The sequence below is a fragment of the Methylobacterium mesophilicum genome, from assembly GCF_022179445.1.
GTDB lineage: Bacteria > Pseudomonadota > Alphaproteobacteria > Rhizobiales > Beijerinckiaceae > Methylobacterium > Methylobacterium mesophilicum.
The window spans coordinates 100,588-117,966 of record NZ_BPQU01000014.1; the positions used below are offsets into that span (position 1 = coordinate 100,588).

Sequence of the window (17,379 nt, forward strand, 5' to 3'; positions counted from 1 at the left end):
CTGCTCCGGCTGGAAAAGAGCTTCGCACAGGATCTGAACAACGACGGCCAGATCGGAGTTGCAAGCATTCCAAACGCGATCGATGTAGGCTCGACCGGCACTGACAAATTCGTGGCCAGCGCGGGCGTGGACAACTTCGTGTTCCACGCCAACTTCGGCAAGGACGTGATTTCAGGGTTCGACGTCAAGCAGGACGGGCTGTGGTTTGATCACACCGTGTTCTCCAGCCCAGCGGACATCCTGAGCCACGCCGCTGACGTGAACGGAAACGTCACCATTGTTCTGGACGCCAACAACTCGGTGACGCTACAGGGTGTCACCAAGGCTCAATTGACTGCGTCCGACTTCCACCTAGTGTAAGCGGCAACCAAGCTGGGCGGCTCTGTAGAGGCAGGGCCGCCATGGTCGGAACGCCTCGCCTCTCGTCCGATTTTAGGATGCACCGGGACCGTGCGTAGTTCATGACTATGCAGCCCGGAACGCACCGTGGGTGGGGTAATCGCGTCTGCGGCTGAGCCGATCAGGTCGAGCGTGCGGTCGCTCGTTGCGCCGAGAGGGGACGTGAAACCGCGATGATGAGAAAAAAACGCTGGGCTGATCGAGCCGATCTGAAACGTTGCATCTTCCGTTCGTGCCTCACCGCCTGGTGGGAGTTCTCGGCCCGGTTGTTCTTGTGCGGGCTCTACTCATCCCGGCCTGAATCATCGAGCCCCGCCGAGGCGCTCATTTCTCCCGCCACGCTTTCGCGACCTGATCCTGCAACGGCTTGGTCAGGTATGAGATGGCGGTGCGGTCACCGGTTTGGATGAAGCTCTCAACCGGCATGCCGGGCACAAGCTTCAGTCCTTTGAGACGGTCGAGTTCCGACGCCGGAACGCTCATGCGGATCGTGTAGAACGCCGCTCCCGACTTGGCGTCCTGGCTGACATCGGCCGACACCCGGCTCACTTCGCCGGTCAACTCTGGCGTGGTGCGCTGGTTGAAAGCGGAGAAGCGGAGCACCGCCTTCTGCCCGATCCGCACCTGGTCGATGTCTTGCGGCTGGATCTTGGCTTCAACCGTTAGCGCATCCGCCTCTGGCACGATCAGCATGATTGGCTCAGCCCCTGGCGTGATGACGCCCCCCACGGTGTGAACGTTGAGCTGGTGCACCTTTCCGCTCTGGGGCGCGCGAATGTCCACGCGCTTGAGCTGGTCTTCGGCCGCGACCTTTTTTTCAATCAGCTCCGAGGTTTTGGCCCGGATCTCGGCCAGGTCCTTGCCGACCTCCGTTCGTAGGTCCTGGTCGATCTGCAGGACCTGGAGCTCAGTTTCGCTGATCCTGCCTTTGGTTTGAGCGATGCTGGACATAAGCGTGCCCCGCTCACCCTCGATCCGAGCCGCATCGCGTTCCAGAGCCGTCATCCGCCCGATTGAGATCAGATTCTTCTGCCAAAGCTCGCGAACGCCCTTCAGCTCCTCGAACACGAGCGCGAGTTCGCGCTTCTTGGCCGCTAGCTGGTCGGTGAGACCCGAGATTTGTTCGCGGAGCTGAGCGATGCGCTCCTTGAACTGCGCGCTCTGACCGTCCCGTGCCGCACGGCGGATTCCAAATAGCTTTTGCTCGCCCTGGACCACCCGGGCCACCTCGGGATCCTTTGTTCGTGCCAAAAGATCGGCCGGAAACACGATCCGCTCGGTTCCGTCCTGCTCGGCTTCGTCGCGGGCCTGCTTGGCCGCGAGTTCGTCTAAACTTTTTGTGACAATCGTCAGATTGGCGCGGGTTTGCGTGTCGTCGAGGCGCACCACCACGTCGCCGGCTTTGACGGGATCCCCCTCGCGCACCTTGATTTCACTCACCACGCCGCCGGTCGGGTGCTGAACCTTCTTCACGTTCGAGTCCACAACCAGCGATCCCGGCGCGATCACGGCACCGGACAGTTCCGCAGTCGCCGCCCAGCCCCCGATACCAAAAGTTAAAAGGCCGGCGACCGCCGCCCCGCCCATCAGCGAGCGGTGCATCGAGCGATAGGTTCTGCTGTTGGGTTGCATGTTGATCAGACCGCTCCGGCCGCTGCGGCTGCGGGACGCACAGGCCCACCCGGCGCCGGCATGCCCGCCGGCACCACCGCCTGCGCGGCCGGACGCATGATCTGCTCCTTGGGTCCCAACGCCTTGGCTTCGCCGCCGCCCATCACAAGCACCTGGTCGACGGCCGCCAAGGCGCTCGGCCGATGCGCTACGATCACCGCAATCCCATTGCGCGCCCGCACATTCGCGATCGCCTGCGTCAGCGCTTGTTCGCCTTCGCTGTCTAGGTTTGAGTTGGGCTCGTCCAGCACCACAAGGAACGGATCGCCATACAGGGCCCGAGCTAGGCCAATGCGCTGTCGTTGTCCGCCCGACAGCGCCATGCCGCCCTCGCCGACACGCGTGTCGTAGCCCTGTAAGAGACGCACAATCAGCTGATGCACCCCCGCCTGCTCGGCGGCCCGGATGATCGTCTCAGGATCGGCGTCGGGTTCAAATCGGGCGATGTTCTGCCCGATCGTGCCGTCAAACAGTTCGATATCCTGCGGCAGATAGCCGACATGCCGACCCAAAGCTTCGGGCGACCATTGATCCAGCGCCGCTCCGTCGAGCCGCACGCTGCCGCGCGCCGGCCGCCACACGCCCACTAACGCTCGCGCCAGCGACGATTTGCCCGACGCGCTCGGGCCGATGACGCCCAGCGCGCTGCCGCTTCGCAGGGCAAATGACAGGTCCCTGACGACAAGCCGCTGATCGCCGGGTGGCACCACGCTGAGCGCCTCGACCGACAGCGTCGACGCGGGCGGGCGCAAGGGCAGCGGCTCGGCGGTCTCGGGAACGGCCGCGAAAAGTTCGCGCAAACGCGCCCAGCTTTGACGAGCGCCGGCAAACGCCTTCCAGTGCGCGATCGCCAGCTCAACCGGCGCCAGAGCGCGGGCGGACAGGATCGAGCCCGCGATGATGATGCCGCTGCTCGCCTCGCCATGGATGACAAGATAAGCCCCAAGACCGAGCACGCCTGATTGCAAGGCCATACGCGCCACCTTGGACGCGCCACCGAGCCCACCCGCAACGTCGCCTGCACGTTCGTGTGCATCCAGATGCTGCTGGTTGACCGCACTCCAGCGCGCGCTCAAGCGCCCGCCCATGCCCATGGCGGCGACGACCTCGGCGTTGCGCCGGCTCGCTTCCGCAAGGCCCATGCGCGTTGCCCCATGCAGGGCCGCAGCCTTGACGGGCCTGCGAGTGAACGCTTCGGTGCAGATCGTCAATAGTACCAGCACAAGGGCTCCCGCCGAAGCGGCAAGGCCGATCAAAGGATGGAACAGGAAGCAGATCGCCAAATAGAACGGCATCCAAGGCAGATCAAAAAAGGCTAGCGGCCCGCCTCCGGCGAGGAAGCTCCGCACCTGATCAAGATCGCGCAAGGGCTGCAGGCCCGCGCCTCCCCCCCGCCCCATCAAGGGCAGACGGGTTACAAGGGTGAACACCCGCGGGCTTAAATGTTCATCCAACGACCGAGCCATGCGCGCGAGCACGCGCTGGCGGCAAAAGTCGAGCGCCGCTTGACTCCCATAGAGAACAGCGGCCAAAGCCGAAAGGGCGATCAGGGTCGGCACGCTCCGGCTCGGGAGGACCCGGTCGTAAACCTGGAGCATGTAGAACGAGCCGGTAAGGTAAAGGACGTTAATCAGAGCGCTGAACAGGAACAGCCCGATCACAGCGCCCCGGCAGCCGCGCACGACCAACAAAAAGCTCACCGGAGAAGGCTTCGAGGCGGCGGATGCTGATGGCTGCACGTCGTCTTTCCACAATCCTGGGCTCGGGCCAAGGTAAATCAATCACTTAAGGCTGTGCTTTGAGTGGCTCAGAACGCGCAAAACTGGTGCGAGAGGCTCAACTCCTACACACTCTGGACGGCGACCACTTGGCACCGGCTCTTCTATTCCGATTAGTATGACTGCGGATGCAGTAAATATGTGTCCAAGCAAAATATTAACGCCCGCTTAACAGGTCGGTCACTTCCTGCAACGGCTCGACAGGTTCAATGAAGTTCGCACGCCTCCGCGGCTTGCTCCATTGGTCAGGCCTGCCCGAGGACATCAGGAAGGCCCGGATCGCTCAGTACCAGAAGCAGTTCGCCCAGATCTTCGGAAAAGGGCGCTGCTTCGAGAATTACGAGGTCGGCTGCACGATCGCCGAGCTCGACGGCGAATTGCCGGATTCCTTCGCCCGGGCGAACCTTGAAACGCCCCCGGACCGGGTCTGGGCCGAGATCCAGGACGGGCAGGTGGTGCTGTCCGGCTGGGTGGTCTCGGCGAGCCGGGCCAAGGCGACGCTCGTCGCCGAGGTCGGCGGCGCGTTTGAGCGGATACCGTGGGCGTCCACCGGCCCGACGTGATTGCGGCGGTCCTGGGCGACAGGCCGACCACCATGGAGGATGCCCGCTGCGGCTTCCGCCTCACCCTTCCTTACGCACTCCACCTCGAAGTGCTGCTCTCGATCGAGGTTGAACACGAGCTCGTGCCATGGTTGTTGGTCATCTTTACGCACCCGGTGAAGCGGACGACGCTGCAGGGGGTAAGGCGGCCTATCGCCTTCCGTCCAGCCAGTGCCACACCTGCTGGAACGGCGTGCGGGGCCGGTCGAGCACCTTCGCCACCTCAGCGGCGAGCCGCGCGGCGACGATCTCGCGGGCCGGATCGTCGTAGTGGACGATGTCGTAGAAGGTCCCCTCTTCCCGATCGCGAAAGATGCTGCTGAGGTCGAGTGCCATGAAGGTGCTGCGATACGGCCGTCGCGCAGCGAGTTCGGCGGTGAACGCTTCCAGTTTGCTGTATTGGCGATCGAGATAGGCCAGAAATGATCCCGAAGCGACGCTTCGCTCCACCTCGGTGAGGTGGCGCTTGCGCAGCACCGTGGGCTGCAGGACGCTCAAGATCGGCACGGCGTGGTCGTGGGATAGCTTGGTCAAGCGGTGCGCGGCGAGCTGGTAGTGGTGGATCACCGCGTCCTCCCAACCGGGCGTCTGCCAGCCCACCTCCGCCCGCAACCGTTTCAGCTCCCCGTAGATAAGACTGATCAGCGCGTCGTAGGATAGGCCATCTTCGCGCGCACGGGGATCGTGCGTGTCAAAGAAATGGTCGTAGAGCCGCTCGGTGATGAAGGCATTGTATGGGTAGCCAGGCCGCGGATCGTAGGTCCAGGGCTGGAAGAGGTCGGTGCTACCACTGACAACGATGATTGCGTCCGGGTTGTAATTTACCAGACGCGACCAGATCAGGTGCGTCATTTGCGTGAGACAACTGGACATCACCCCGAAATTGTAGACCTTCGCGCTGGCGAGACCGTTTGCCCGCAAGATCCGTTCGATCCGCCCCGGCAGGGTGTTGACGATGTCGCCACCGTCTATCGTGGTCGAGTCGCCGACCACGAGGATCCGGGTTTCGCTGCTCGGTTTGCGTTCCACGATTGGAGCCGCATTCAAGAATCCGTGGGCATCGAAAGGCACGCCGTAATGGCTCGCTCCTGGCTTGCCGGCGAACTGGATGAAGGTGCTGGGATACCGCGTGTTCGAGTCGAGGTAACCGAAATGGTGCAGGAATTTGCGCCGCCGCGCAGCATCCTCGCTTTCCGGAGGCGGCCAGATTGGCTCCAGGTCAGGAACGGTTAGAACCGCCAGCGTCGCCTCTTCTAGGGTAGCGTAGCCGGCAGCATTCAGCTGGACACCGTCGTCACTGAAGCCGGGCTTGAGCACTCCCGTCTCGGTGGCCAAGATGGGATCGTAGTCAATGAAGTGAGCGCCGTACTCATGCAGGTGATCGCGAAGCCACGCGTTCACCCCTTTGATCAGCGCGAGCGGCAATCCGGCCACCGCGGGTGCATCGGGGTCCACCGGGGGGATCGAACCGACCCAGGTCCGCACGTAGAGGTCGCGCGTATCATCTAGAATCGCGACAATGTTGGCTACGATCCCGTCTAGCGTTGGCGCTCGATCGCGGTCCAGGATGTCGTCGCGGCCGCAGATCAGGTGCAAACCCTTTCCACCGTAGAGAGCGATTTCCGAACGGAGGCGGCGGGCAGCGTCTCGAGTGGACTGCCCGGCAATTCCGCGGCCGACCGCCATAGGTCCCGTGAATAGATTCGGGTTGTGGGAAGTCCACCCCGCAGTCACAGAATCGCCGATAAAAATAATGGGACCGAACGGGAACAGTGGCTTGTTCTGGGTGCTCATGCCGTTGCGATCTAAATGGGCTTCAGTGCGCCGCGAAAACCTCAATGCCGGCGAGGTGCAGGTACTGCTCCTCGACGAGATCGACCTTGAGGTAACGGAAGCGAGCGTTATCGAAGCGCAGATGGAGGGGGAGTCCGGGATGGCAATAGGCGTCGACCGCATCGAAGACGAGGCGATAATCCTGCTCGGTCTCGCCAAGCCAGACGCGCATCAGCTGCGCCCGTTCGCTGGGCTGCCCCCAGCGGTTGTAGATACGGATCTCGGAGACGCTCTCGACCGCGCCGAGGTCCAGCACGAACCATGGATTCTGGTCGAGGCCCGTATGGAAGAAGAACGACGTGTCGCCGGTCGTATGCTCACCGTAGATCCCCGCCGTGCCGGACCAATGTGAGGCGGAGCTGGCGCGCCAGGTCTTGCCGAGCGCAATATTCTCGGACGGCCGCGCCGATACCAGCGTGTCCGTCTCCAACTCCCCGATCAGAGTTTTGATCTTCTTCGAGGCCTCCCGGAGGGGTGGGATCTCCAAGTCGAGCTTGTAGATCAGGTTCGACAGGATGCTCTGGTCGAAGCGGTGGTCGACGAAGCCATCCAAATCCGGCAGGTCCATCCGGTTGGGGATGTCGGTGACGATCCGTTCGTCGCCGGCATAGCGCAACCATTCGGTGACGAGGTGGCGGGTCTCAGGGCTGACCATAAACGCGACCCAAGTTGCCTGGATCTGGTCGGCATTCCAGTAGCGCTCCGTGTCGCAGTCCATGAGCACGAAGCAGTCACGCTTGGTCCAGGCCCGCTGCGGCTTGCCGTGGAGTACGCCGACCGCGACCCGGCGTCCGGACCCGGCGAGCCAGGCCAGGAGCGGCGTGACCGGCGGCAGGGGATCGGCGTCGATCGCCTGCATGCCAGTATCGGTGAACACGATGAAGTCGCCGTCGCAACTGTGCGAGACCGCCTCTGCGATAATGTAGGGCTTCCAGGCCCAATTCCCGGCGCCCCGGGACCGGTCTAGAATATCTTCGTGCATCCGATAGTAAGCCGTCTGGCGCAATCGGTCGGGTGACCAGCTCTCAATCGTATCGAAATCCCCTGTGGCTGCAGCTGCTGCTACCAGTCGGCGCTGACTCTCCACGTAATGATATTTTGTGGCAAAGCTGACCAGCGTCTTGCGGCGCCCGCGCAGCGTCCGCCGCTGCCTCATCAACACCTCTGCACGATGCATTGCATAGGCGTTGACGCAGAGTGCCTCGGGCGCTTCGGCATTCCTAACCAACTTGATCTCCTGTAAACCGGCTCAAGGCTTGCCCCGACTGTCGTATATTCGGCAACATCACGGCAATCGACTGCCGCACGCAAGGGGAGCGGCTGCAGCTTGCTCGTCGCGAAACACAAATGCGCTCGCGGCAGCTTTCGCGGGCAAGGCCTCGAAATACGAGCGGTCGGTCTCGGGAATGCGGAGGGTAGATAGGCGAGAATTTAAGGAAGGTACTTGTCGGACGGAACGGACGGCGTTTTTACTACAACCGTGACCGCGTCAGACAGCGCCTCGAAGGCGGTGGCGTCGCCTGGTTCCGCTGTGATGATGTCACCGGCGTGCCAAACTTGATCGAACATTCGAACCGTTCCGGACACCACAAGCGTCAGCTCGGTCGCAACCTTATGAAAATGCTTGTCCTCCCGCGCACCCGCCGGATACCGCTTTAACCCAACCTCAGCGTCTGTGTTGCGCTCGGCACAAGGAACAAAATCCCCCATGAACCAGCCACCCTTCATGTCCGCGAGACGGTGATGTTTCATGATGTGGATCCACCTTCGGTCAAATGCTCGTAGTTGTTAAGTTGCCGCGCTGACTTGATTGGCATGTAGGCATCCTTCGACAGTCTGATTGTCCGAATTGTTTTCTGCTGAAGGATGAGCTCGTTTAGCGCCGGTGCCACGTAGAACAGGCCGTTCACGTGCGCATCTTTCAAGACCATCGTCTGCAGGGCGTCGAAGAAATCTCCCGCCTTGCGCAGCCAGTAGAACCCGGCGTTGGCCTGTCGACTAATCGGCCGCTTCTCCGCAATCTCGATGACCCGGCTTTCCTCGTCAAGGCGCACGAACGAGTAGCGAGGGTGCAAAGACTCGAAGGTGAGCAGCCCACCATCGGCAGAACTCCCACGAAATTGCTCGACGATATCGACAAAATCGACATTGATCTGATCCGTCGCGTTCAAGATAACCAGCTCTTCGTCTGCCCGGATCCTATCGATTGCCAGCAGTGCAGTGCAACCGGCGCCTGCAGTCGGTCGCTTGATCTCGAGGATGTCTGCATTCGGCGAGATCAGGCGGACGATGTCTTGGACATGATGCCGCGCATTGTCGCCGGCGCGGACGCAGACGATGTAGCGGTTGGGATTAAGCGGTGCGAGCGCATTGATCTGCCGCTCCAACATCAGCTGGCCATCAATCTCGGACAGCCAGACCGGATAGGGATCGTCCTCCGTCTGCGCGCTTGCGCCCGCGGCGAGAATGAGGATGTTCATGGCGCCGCTGCTTCGATCTCTGCAATCCGCTGGTCTACATTCGCTAGTGTGACGTCGGCTGGCGTCTGGACCACGAGCAGGTGAGCCCCCGATTGCCGGGCCGCCCGAATGCCGTGCTCGTTGTCCTCCAGGATAAGGGTCTCTTCAGGCAATACGCCGAGGCGCTCCATGGCGGTCCGGTAGATCTCGGGATCTGGCTTCGCCTTCGACACGTCTTCGTTCGACAGCATCAGATCCAGGTGCACGCTGAGGTTAGCGCGGTTCATCATCATTGTGACAGAATCTCGGACCGAATTTGAAGCCACGGCGAGTTTGACGCCGCGCGCTTTGAGGCGAGCGAGCGCGAACTCGTGGGCAAAGGTCGGCCGGCACCGCGTACTGATAATCTCTAACGTATAAGACTGCTTCAGCTTGTTGAGAAACCCGTGCAGGCCGCCAGGTAAATTCTCTGTAGCCGTAAGCATTTCAAGCTTCCGCCGTGTCGGTAGACCATCGAATGTCGTTAGATGATCTGCCCGACTGATCTCCATTCCGAATAAGCGGAGGGCACGATTTAGTGCTTCGTAATGCCAATCCCGAGCGTCGATCAGGACACCGTCCATATCGAATATAATAGCCTTGATCATCAGCTAAGCATCAGTCTGGCGCGTCCGGGATAATCCGTGCATAGAGTGATGGCGCCTGGCATCTCCAGCAACCAATCCCAAACGTTGCGCGGATCGCGCCCGTGCAGCTCAGGAGATACAACGCAGACGGCCTTGCCAGCCGCGAGATGCCTCTCGATTACGTGCTTCCCGAACCAGTCAGCGCGGAAACCGTCGAGCCAGACCCCGAGTGCCTCCCTGTACAGGATCGGCTCCGGTTCGACGTCGCTATGGCGCGTGTAGAACGGTAGGCCAGCGCCCGCGTACCTGATCATCTCCGGAATGGACATGTCGAACGCGAACCAGGAGATGTCCCTACTTTCGAACGCTTTTGCGAGAGAAAGCGCGAGACCGTCGGCCTTGATGTTGACGGCGAGCTGTAGGCCCGTCCCAGAGAATAGGTCGAGCAGCTCCCCCCAGGGTAGAGCGTCGCCCTCAGGGGGGTCGTGCGATACGACAAGACCGCCGGACCTATCGCGGACGTCGGTCTCGGTCCCGAAGCCGGCGGCGATCGAGCGCTGAAACGCCAGGGTGGAATTTTTCTCAACCGGCTGATGCCACCAGCCGCGATGGCTGATGATCCTCATGCGGCGGCGGCTTTCCGCGAGATTGGCAAGCTCAGGAACAAGTCTAGATCGCTTGGGGTGCCTAGGCCGTACATCCCGTCGGCCTCCCGTCCGATATTCATGAAGCCAATCCGAGCGCCAGCTTCTATCAACTCTTCGTAGACAGGAGCGACGTAAAACTCACCATTGACGCGTTTATCGGCAGCGATCATGCGTTTTGCCGCTCTGACGAAATCCAGGCCCCGCCGAAAATTGTATATTCCGACGGTAGCCTCATCGGAAATTGGCTGCTTCTCGACAACGCGGGTCACCCAACCCGTGCCATCTAAACCTACGAATGACCATTTCGGATCATGCGCCGTCATAGTCATGATGAGACCGTCGACCTGGGGGGCATCGGTCCTGCTAAGGTAGTCTTCAATCGAGCAGTCGACGAACTGATCGCTATTAGCGATCATCAGAGGATTATTTGAAATATGCCGCTCTGCGAGGAGGACGGTGCAGGCCGCGCCCTCGGTAATGCCATCAATCTCGACAAGTTCAGCGTTCGGCGCCCAAGCGGTCAGTTTCTGCTTTAAGCCGTACTCTTCCACGTGTTCGCGTTGACAGATGAAGATGAAGCGATGAGCCCGCGTCGGACGCAGGTTGTCGATGACCACTTTGATCATAGGGGTTTCATAGATCGGAATTAGCGGCTTGGGCTGAGTATAACCAACGGACGAGAACCGGCTGCCTCGTCCAGCCATCGGTATAACGATATCGAGCATGATGCGGCCGGCGGAGGCATGAGTGTTACGGGACCCATAAGCGATCTGCCGGCGCGGCTCAAGGTGACTCAGGCGGCTGATCCGGCTCCGTGGTCCCGGAACGGATTACCGCCGAGTTTTTTGAACGAACTTCAAAGGCAGGCATAGGGATGAACCGATCGGCTAGCACGTCCATCCAAGGGGCGGCTAGTGGTCAACACCTGACGGTTGAGTCCGCCCCGGGTTTCGGTTTGGGCTGTGTCCTGCGAGTCTAGCGGGATGCGCAGCGGCATCTCCTTCACGCTTCCCGTCTCGGATGGCCTTCGGCTCGAAGCCCTCGTGGCGGACCGAGATACGTCGCAGAAGCACGTCTGGCGCGCCCGCGTCGCGCTGCTGAGTGCCAATGGGCTCGGGACGCACGCGATTCATGCGTGAGGCTGGCGTGTCCAAGACGGTGGTCTGGCGCTGGCAGGACCGCTTCGCGCGGGAAGGCGTCGACGGCCTCCTTCCGGAAAAGACACGGCCGGCGCGCATCCTGCCGCTGAGGCCGGAGGTGGCGGCGCGCGTGGTGGCTCTGACGCAAGGAGAACCACCCGGCGAGACCACGCATTGGACGGCCGCCGCCATGAGCAAGGCCGTATCCATCAGCGTCTCGTCGGTGCAGCGGATCTGGCGGGGGCACGGCCTACAGCCGCATCGGGTCCAGCAGTTCAAGCTCTCCACCGACCCGACCTTCGCCGCCAAATTGCGCGACGTCGCCGGGCTCTACGTCGATCCGCCCGCTCATGCCGTCATCCTCTCGGTCGACGAGAAGTCGAAGATCCAGGCGCTCGCCCGAACGCAGGACCCGTTGCCGATGAAGCCGGGTCCGCCCACGACGCGCACCCACGACTACAAGCGCGACGACACCACGACCATTGTTTGCCGCTCTGGACGTTCTGGAGGGCAAGGTGATCGGCCGGTGCATGCAGCGCCACCGGCAGCAGGAGTTCATCCGCTTGTCGAGACGCGGTCGAGGCGGCGGTCCCCGCTGGAAAGGTCGTCCACGCGATCTTGGACAACTATGCCGTCCACAAGCACCCGAAGGTCCGCGCCTGGCTCGACCGCCACCCGCGCCGGACCTTCTACTTCGCCCCCACCTCCGCCTCCTGGCTCAATGCCGTCGAGGGCTTCTTTGCCAAAATTGCAAACTGACGGCTGCGACAGGGTGTGTTTGGCTCTCTCGTCGAGGTTCAGGCCGCCATCAAACGCTTCATCGCCGAGAGCAACGGCAACCCAAAACTCTTCGTCTGGACCGCAGACCCGGATTGCATCATCCAAGCCGCCAAACGCGTGCATCAAGCGTTAGACTCGAAGCACTAAACACCGAGGAGGCGCTACCCAAATCGCCAGGGCATGGACGGTGCGGTTCGTCCAGCGCCGCCTCATTTGACGATCGCCAAGCGCGCAAGCTTCGTCCCGAGTCGGGGCGAACTCTAACTAGGCCGGCGGACCCATCGCGCATCATCCTGGATCGCAGCGATTGCGTGTTGTAAACCCCAACGCTGCTGAAGCCAGTGACGAGATGAAATGACTGACAGGGTTCCTTCGAGCGCTAGCCCCCACCAAAGCTATGTAACGCAATGGATTGCGAAAGCTTTGTACGATTATGCCGGTTTGACGAAAAAGGTTTTTGGCCATCGAATTGTTCGGGCTTGTATGAGTTACATGCCCAGCCGGCCCACCGAAAAGATTACGCGCGCTCTATGCCGGACCTTTGCCCTAAGAGCGGGAATACAACCGACGAGGATTGAGCTTGAGAGGCTCGCCTTCCTATATGGCGTATTCCCGCAAGACCAAAATATTTTCACACTGACCTTTCGTGTGAACCTCTACCCTAATACAAATGATCATGCGATCAATCACTTGCTTGACCGCATGACGCTCGAAATGGATCTGCGCGACGACTTAAGCCTCATGCGACTGTTCTACGAGCATAAAACATCTTCGGCCGGGTTTGATCTTCAACGTTTTCAGCGCGTGGATTTCGATCGAATAAATCATGACGGTGTTCTGGTGGACATCTGGCGCATACTCTTCATAAAATTGGTGATGGAGAAGCTGAACGTCTGCAAGCCGTTCGACAAAGACGGCGTAAGAAATTATATAGAAATCGAGCCCGATCCGAACATCATTTATACTGTTTTATATATAGTGTTTGATAGGTTTAATCGCCTCAACGATCTCTCGTCCTTGGCAGCTGTGGTTGAGAAAGCGAGATTCAAGACTTCAGTCGAGGGCTTTGCGATCGCCTATTTTTTCTTGGTATCATTCGGATTTAACGCCCAAGCAGAGATGTTGGAAAAAAATCATTCAGATCTACCGAAAGCGTATCTCCACCCCTTATACATCAAGGGTAAACTCTCGCCCCAACCTTTGTCTGCCGCCTCGCCTCCCCCCCACCGCATTGCTCCAATCAATCGTGAATACTCAGCCCTAATTTGGGCCTGGCGGGATGCCGAGCTGGAAAAGATAGAAATCGGAACTCGATTGGCTCTCCAAGATCGAGAGTTCTCCCCTTCAACAAGAGACCTTCCATCGAAGCCGTATCTGCTGGTTGCATTGTTCGGACAAATGCGATTTCCCGAGGCTACTCTGCCGGGTCTTCGCGACTGGATCCTGAATGATTTCTCCACCCATGCCCCTGAGGTCGACATCACATTCGCAGTTTCCACGTGGCATGAGACTGGAGGTAAGGTATTTCTGCCAGACGATCATATCGATACTATCGGTGGGTTCCTTTCAGCAGAAATCATTGAACTGCTGAAAAGCCTTGGCTGCTGCACGATCTCTGACGTCAAGGTGCATTGTCCTCGCGTCGCGAGCAAGATCCTCGATCAGAAGCAGACGAAGGATCTCATTGATGAAAGGGAGATTGCACTCCATTTTCCAGGAGAAACTTATTTCGACGTTCGCTCTGAGGCGTCCTACATGCGGGCGCTGGGTCAAGTGATATCGGACGCGTCCGATGGCAATAAAATGTTAATGAATCAGGGTAGAATGATAGCCAGAATCGGTTCAGTGGGTCAGATTTTGGCGAAGCTTGATCGTTCACGATCGACCCCAACACACGTCTTATTCATCAGGCCGGACTTATGTAACGTTTCCGGGTCGCTTGCCTCCATCTTCCAGCAGATGAGGGGTCGGGTGAACTGGTCTGTTGTAGATCAGGATGCTTATGCACAAGTTGTAGAGGGCGTCGGCGACCGTTTTATTCTGGCGGACAGATCCGCAGCGAATCGGATTTCTGAAATTGAGGCTTACACGCGACAGATCTTTTACGATGAGAACCCTGAAAACAAGCTTCGCAGAAAACGCCTCGAGCCTCATCAGATGCTACGGTCGCTACTCTTCGAGGCTAGCGTCGATGTATTTACGGTTTCGCGCCACATCGTCGGGTGGAATTTGTTCCGCGGCGCGGTCAACCAAGAAACGATTTTGGCTGAACTGAGAACCGACATTTCTCTTATGGCTGACAGCAGCCGTAAAGAAGCGTTCTTGGCGCGCCTATGATCCAGCTGTCCGCCACACCCGTCCGAAGGTTGTCGATTGTTGATCGTAAATTACATCCGATCGTCAAACGCGAGGTTCTCGATTGGATAGTCAATCATTAGTCTGCGACGCTCCGGTGAATTATCCCACTCTCCGACCTTGGTATATTCGCCGGCAATGTCGATAACTTCGACGATCTTTCCGATCGTCGGAATGCCCTGAAAATGCTGAGGCCACCCAGATGCGAAGAAGAATACCTCTTCCACGTGTTCGGAGAGGTGGCACACCCCCGGGCCGAATGTGCCGAGCCCAAACACCAAATAGCGTCCATTCGCCAACGCCGCGACGTCATCGGCCAGCGTCCCGCTCTGTGTTGTCAGTGGAATATTGATCTCGGAAATATACGACTCCAGCGCTGTGATGACCGGATTAAGACGGTTTTCGAAAACCATCTTAATTGAGGATATCCGTCCGTCTGCCAGGAGGCGCTGGATTACAATTTTGTAGAAGGCCAGGGGTGGCTGGGGGTAATGAGGCGCGACCCACGTGCTGAAAATATCCCCGGAGCGGATATGGATTAATAGTTGGTCGATTGGTTTCTCAATAAATCTAACTGGCAAGCGATTAAACAATGGGCGAATATAATTCGTTATAATGTGGCGAGATTGTTTTTGCTCAAGATCAAGCGATAATTTTTGAACTTTAACGTCGAAAAACATACCAGATAAAAAATAGCCATCATCTGGAAGTGCATCTGTCGGTGGTATGAAGGTGATGCCTCCGATTTCGCGTTGTTGCGTCAAATTAAGGACTTCGCTCCTGTCCATGATCGAAAGTTTAATGTATTTGAGATTAAGTGCGCGGCAGATGCCGACGGCTAATAAACATTGAATTATAAAATTCCCGAAAGCGCCGTTTTCGTACAGATCGATACCGACGAGTGACAAGCCTTTTTGATTTGGGCCGCTGATTAGCCTGTAGCCCCTATAAACATCGAGACCTGGGCGTTCAGATACAATGTCAAAATCGGCGTCGAGCAGCTTGCGTAGGGCGATAAGATCAAAACTGGCGCGCTCACACCAGACGTGAACAATACTTCTGGCGGTCCGCTCTAACTTAGCGATCGCCAGCCGGATATAGCGTGTCCAACTTGTCTCGCCTGGAACAAGGCGGAGCGACAGCGCACCAACCTGATCCTCGGACTGCGGAACAACATCTGGCTGCGACCACGTCTCACCGTCGTCCGAGAATGCGACATCACCGTTGAGTGCCGGCTGTGTAGCGATCCAGTTCGGCAGATTTATTTGAATAGAATGGATCGGAAAACGAAGGCCGAGGTCGATCTGCAGCCAGCAAGTGGTGGCGCATATTTCTGACTGCAAGGTGCCATCTTGGTTGACGGCCAGCCACGAGCCCCCCTGCATAAGGTCGATCAAATCTTGACGGTAAATGGGTCCCACGGACATCAACGTTCGTTCCATGCCTTTAGATCTAGGCCTGATAAGGCACTCAGAGACCTAGGTTCTGAGGGAGGGCAAGTGTGGATCTCTTAGCGACAAACGCGAGCGCTGTCGTGGGTTGGTCTGCATCCGCGTAAACGTCCCATCCGAGCCTTCGGCTCGCCGAGGGGGGAGCTTTACGATAGCTTGCTATACGGGTCGAGGGGTGATGGCTCGGAGATCCGGGGGGCGGTGTCGGATGGACAAGGCTCTCGAATGGATGCGATATTGGGGCGGCCGTCGATAGAGGCGAGCACACGGTTCCTCGGGACAGCGTCGTCAATGTGGCTAAACCCTGGTTCTGTAAGATGAGATCGAACGAGCATGCCAATCAAGATCGTTGACCTTGGCCGCAATAATCAGATCGATACGTCGGACGATTTTCTCGAGAGCCAAAATGGAACGATTTTTTTCGAGCGTGATAATTGTCATGTGATTATTGGCAAGAACTCCAGTAGTGATGATATTCACCTGCATTGTGGATCGGATGCAGTAGTTCATATCGGTGATTATGTGCGCTTAGCAAAGGCTAGAATGCATATTGTCGCTCCAACAAAACTAATCGTAGCGGAGTTTACATCGTTTGTTGGTAACGCTCAGATATCTACGCACGAGGCTGCGGAAATTACTTTCGGCCATAACTGTCTTATCGCGGACGAGGTCACTGTTTCTGTTAGCGATATGCATTCGGTAATAGATCTGGAGACCGGCGCCCGAATCAATCATGCGCGTCCGATTATGCTTGGCCATCGCGTGTGGATCGGCGCGCGATCGACCGTTCTAAAGGGCACGACGATCGGTGATGGATCTTTTATCGGTGCGCATTCGCTGGTTCGCGGGACGTTTCCAGCCAATGTCATGGCCGCAGGCGTGCCAGCCAGAATAATTCGATCGAATGTTACGTGGCGCACTGAATTGCTGTAACATTTCGCTTTTGTCGGCAAAAATGCGGGGCAGTCGAGCGCTATATCAATGTTTGGGATGTGGACTGTCCGAAACTTCTCATACGGATTGACGAGGATATCCAATGAGTTCGTGGTTAACTAACCTCGGTGAGCAGATGACGCTTGTTCGCTTTTATAGGGGAACAGAGCCTGGATCCGCTCCCGATCCCGGAAACCTCCGTCCGCGCGGAATTGCAATTAACGTTGCCGATCGGACATTTTATTATCTCGATAATCAGGGCACGCTCGCTCAATGGAACGCTTCAGCGATGCCTGATGATCTGTGGGATCGGTTCGCAAATGGGTTCGAGGTAAAATCTAATATCTAGCGTCGTTCAATGGTAAGCAGCGACTGCGAGTGAAAGCTCGGCGTTCGATCGATCGGGCCGAGCTCCCAATATTGTAGGTTGCTGTACCGCTTGTCGCGTAAGGAGTTGTCAGCCAAGGTTCGGTCTGAGTATTGCAGACTGCATCACAACTAGCGCCCGACTTGTTCTTGTACCGGGTGCTTCCGGGTGGCTGCAGCCGGCGTCGCAGAACGCGCGCAGGGTACGCCGGTCCAAGCCGACATCGCGCAGCGCATCGTCGTCGAGCGCCGAGAGGACGCGGTAGGTCCGCGCAGCCGCGCGCCGGACCCGAATGGATCTCAAGATCGAGACGAGCATATCGCGCTCTCCCTCGCTGTG

At 58.6% G+C, this 17,379-nt stretch carries 14 protein-coding genes and 3 pseudogenes; 5 read left to right on the plus strand and 12 right to left on the minus strand.

The genetic code is table 11. The annotated features are described in order from the left end of the window. A pseudogene (locus MFF40_RS15595) lies at positions 1-360 on the plus strand (peptidase M10); the annotation flags it as partial. Between the two features lie 214 nt (positions 361-574). Here the strand turns inward: MFF40_RS15595 and MFF40_RS15600 are convergent. The 3 genes and pseudogenes from MFF40_RS15600 to MFF40_RS15610 all read right to left on the minus strand — a co-directional run. Further along, positions 575-670 (minus strand): annotated as a pseudogene (locus MFF40_RS15600) (IS6 family transposase); the annotation flags it as partial. A gap of 53 nt (positions 671-723) precedes the next feature. After that, positions 724-2,031: an HlyD family type I secretion periplasmic adaptor subunit gene (locus MFF40_RS15605; protein WP_378995333.1), complete on the minus strand. Its 1,308-nt coding sequence runs from the start codon at positions 2,029-2,031 to the stop codon at positions 724-726. A gap of 5 nt (positions 2,032-2,036) precedes the next feature. Then, positions 2,037-3,770, minus strand: coding sequence for a type I secretion system permease/ATPase (locus tag MFF40_RS15610; protein WP_238261283.1), 1,734 nt, complete (start codon positions 3,768-3,770; stop codon positions 2,037-2,039). 287 nt (positions 3,771-4,057) lie between these two features. Here MFF40_RS15610 and MFF40_RS15615 point away from each other — a divergent pair, with 287 nt between their 5' ends. Further along, entirely contained in the window at positions 4,058-4,411 is a 354-nt protein-coding gene (locus MFF40_RS15615; protein ID WP_238261230.1) for a BON domain-containing protein, read from the plus strand. Between the two features lie 189 nt (positions 4,412-4,600). Here the strand turns inward: MFF40_RS15615 and MFF40_RS15620 are convergent, their stop codons facing one another. From MFF40_RS15620 to MFF40_RS15650, 7 genes are all read right to left on the minus strand, one after another. Then, entirely contained in the window at positions 4,601-6,244 is a 1,644-nt protein-coding gene (locus tag MFF40_RS15620; RefSeq protein WP_238261232.1) for an SGNH/GDSL hydrolase family protein, read from the minus strand. Between the two features lie 22 nt (positions 6,245-6,266). Continuing rightward, the gene (locus MFF40_RS15625; protein ID WP_238261234.1) at positions 6,267-7,439 is read right to left on the minus strand and encodes a hypothetical protein; all 1,173 of its coding nucleotides are present in this window, start codon (positions 7,437-7,439) and stop codon (positions 6,267-6,269) included. Between the two features lie 275 nt (positions 7,440-7,714). Beyond that, entirely contained in the window at positions 7,715-8,035 is a 321-nt protein-coding gene (locus MFF40_RS15630; RefSeq protein ID WP_238261236.1) for a cupin domain-containing protein, read from the minus strand. Continuing rightward, on the minus strand, positions 8,032-8,763 hold the full coding sequence (locus tag MFF40_RS15635; protein WP_238261237.1) for a glycosyltransferase family 2 protein: 732 nt from the start codon (positions 8,761-8,763) through the stop codon (positions 8,032-8,034). Before MFF40_RS15635 ends, MFF40_RS15630 begins: the two co-directional genes overlap by 4 nt. After that, positions 8,760-9,389 (minus strand): HAD family hydrolase, encoded by a 630-nt coding sequence (locus MFF40_RS15640; RefSeq protein ID WP_238261238.1) that lies wholly within the window; start codon positions 9,387-9,389, stop codon positions 8,760-8,762. The genes MFF40_RS15635 and MFF40_RS15640 overlap by 4 nt, the downstream gene beginning before the upstream one ends. Continuing rightward, a complete protein-coding gene (locus MFF40_RS15645; protein WP_238261239.1) occupies positions 9,389-9,994 on the minus strand; it encodes a PI-PLC domain-containing protein in 606 nt (201 codons plus the stop codon). Before MFF40_RS15645 ends, MFF40_RS15640 begins: the two co-directional genes overlap by 1 nt. Beyond that, positions 9,991-10,740 (minus strand): glycosyltransferase family 2 protein, encoded by a 750-nt coding sequence (locus tag MFF40_RS15650; RefSeq protein WP_238261240.1) that lies wholly within the window; start codon positions 10,738-10,740, stop codon positions 9,991-9,993. The genes MFF40_RS15645 and MFF40_RS15650 overlap by 4 nt, the downstream gene beginning before the upstream one ends. A 258-nt stretch (positions 10,741-10,998) precedes the next feature. Between MFF40_RS15650 and MFF40_RS15655 the strand changes: the two are divergent. Then, positions 10,999-12,081 (plus strand): annotated as a pseudogene (locus tag MFF40_RS15655) (IS630 family transposase). Positions 12,082-12,288: 207 nt separating this feature from the next. Next, positions 12,289-14,271 carry a hypothetical protein gene (locus MFF40_RS15660; RefSeq protein WP_238261241.1) on the plus strand — a complete coding sequence of 661 codons (1,983 nt, stop codon included), beginning with the start codon at positions 12,289-12,291 and terminating at the stop codon, positions 14,269-14,271. Positions 14,272-14,321: 50 nt separating this feature from the next. Here the strand turns inward: MFF40_RS15660 and MFF40_RS15665 are convergent, their stop codons facing one another. After that, a complete protein-coding gene (locus MFF40_RS15665) occupies positions 14,322-15,716 on the minus strand; it encodes a discoidin domain-containing protein (RefSeq protein WP_238261242.1) in 1,395 nt (464 codons plus the stop codon). A gap of 357 nt (positions 15,717-16,073) precedes the next feature. On the opposite strand from MFF40_RS15665, the gene MFF40_RS15670 reads away from it, so the two are divergent. Then, positions 16,074-16,673, plus strand: coding sequence for an acyltransferase (locus tag MFF40_RS15670; RefSeq protein ID WP_238261243.1), 600 nt, complete (start codon positions 16,074-16,076; stop codon positions 16,671-16,673). 457 nt (positions 16,674-17,130) lie between these two features. Here MFF40_RS15670 and MFF40_RS15675 read toward each other — a convergent pair whose 3' ends face one another. Beyond that, positions 17,131-17,358 (minus strand): YjiS-like domain-containing protein, encoded by a 228-nt coding sequence (locus tag MFF40_RS15675; RefSeq protein WP_238261244.1) that lies wholly within the window; start codon positions 17,356-17,358, stop codon positions 17,131-17,133. Positions 17,359-17,379: the final 21 nt, after the last annotated feature.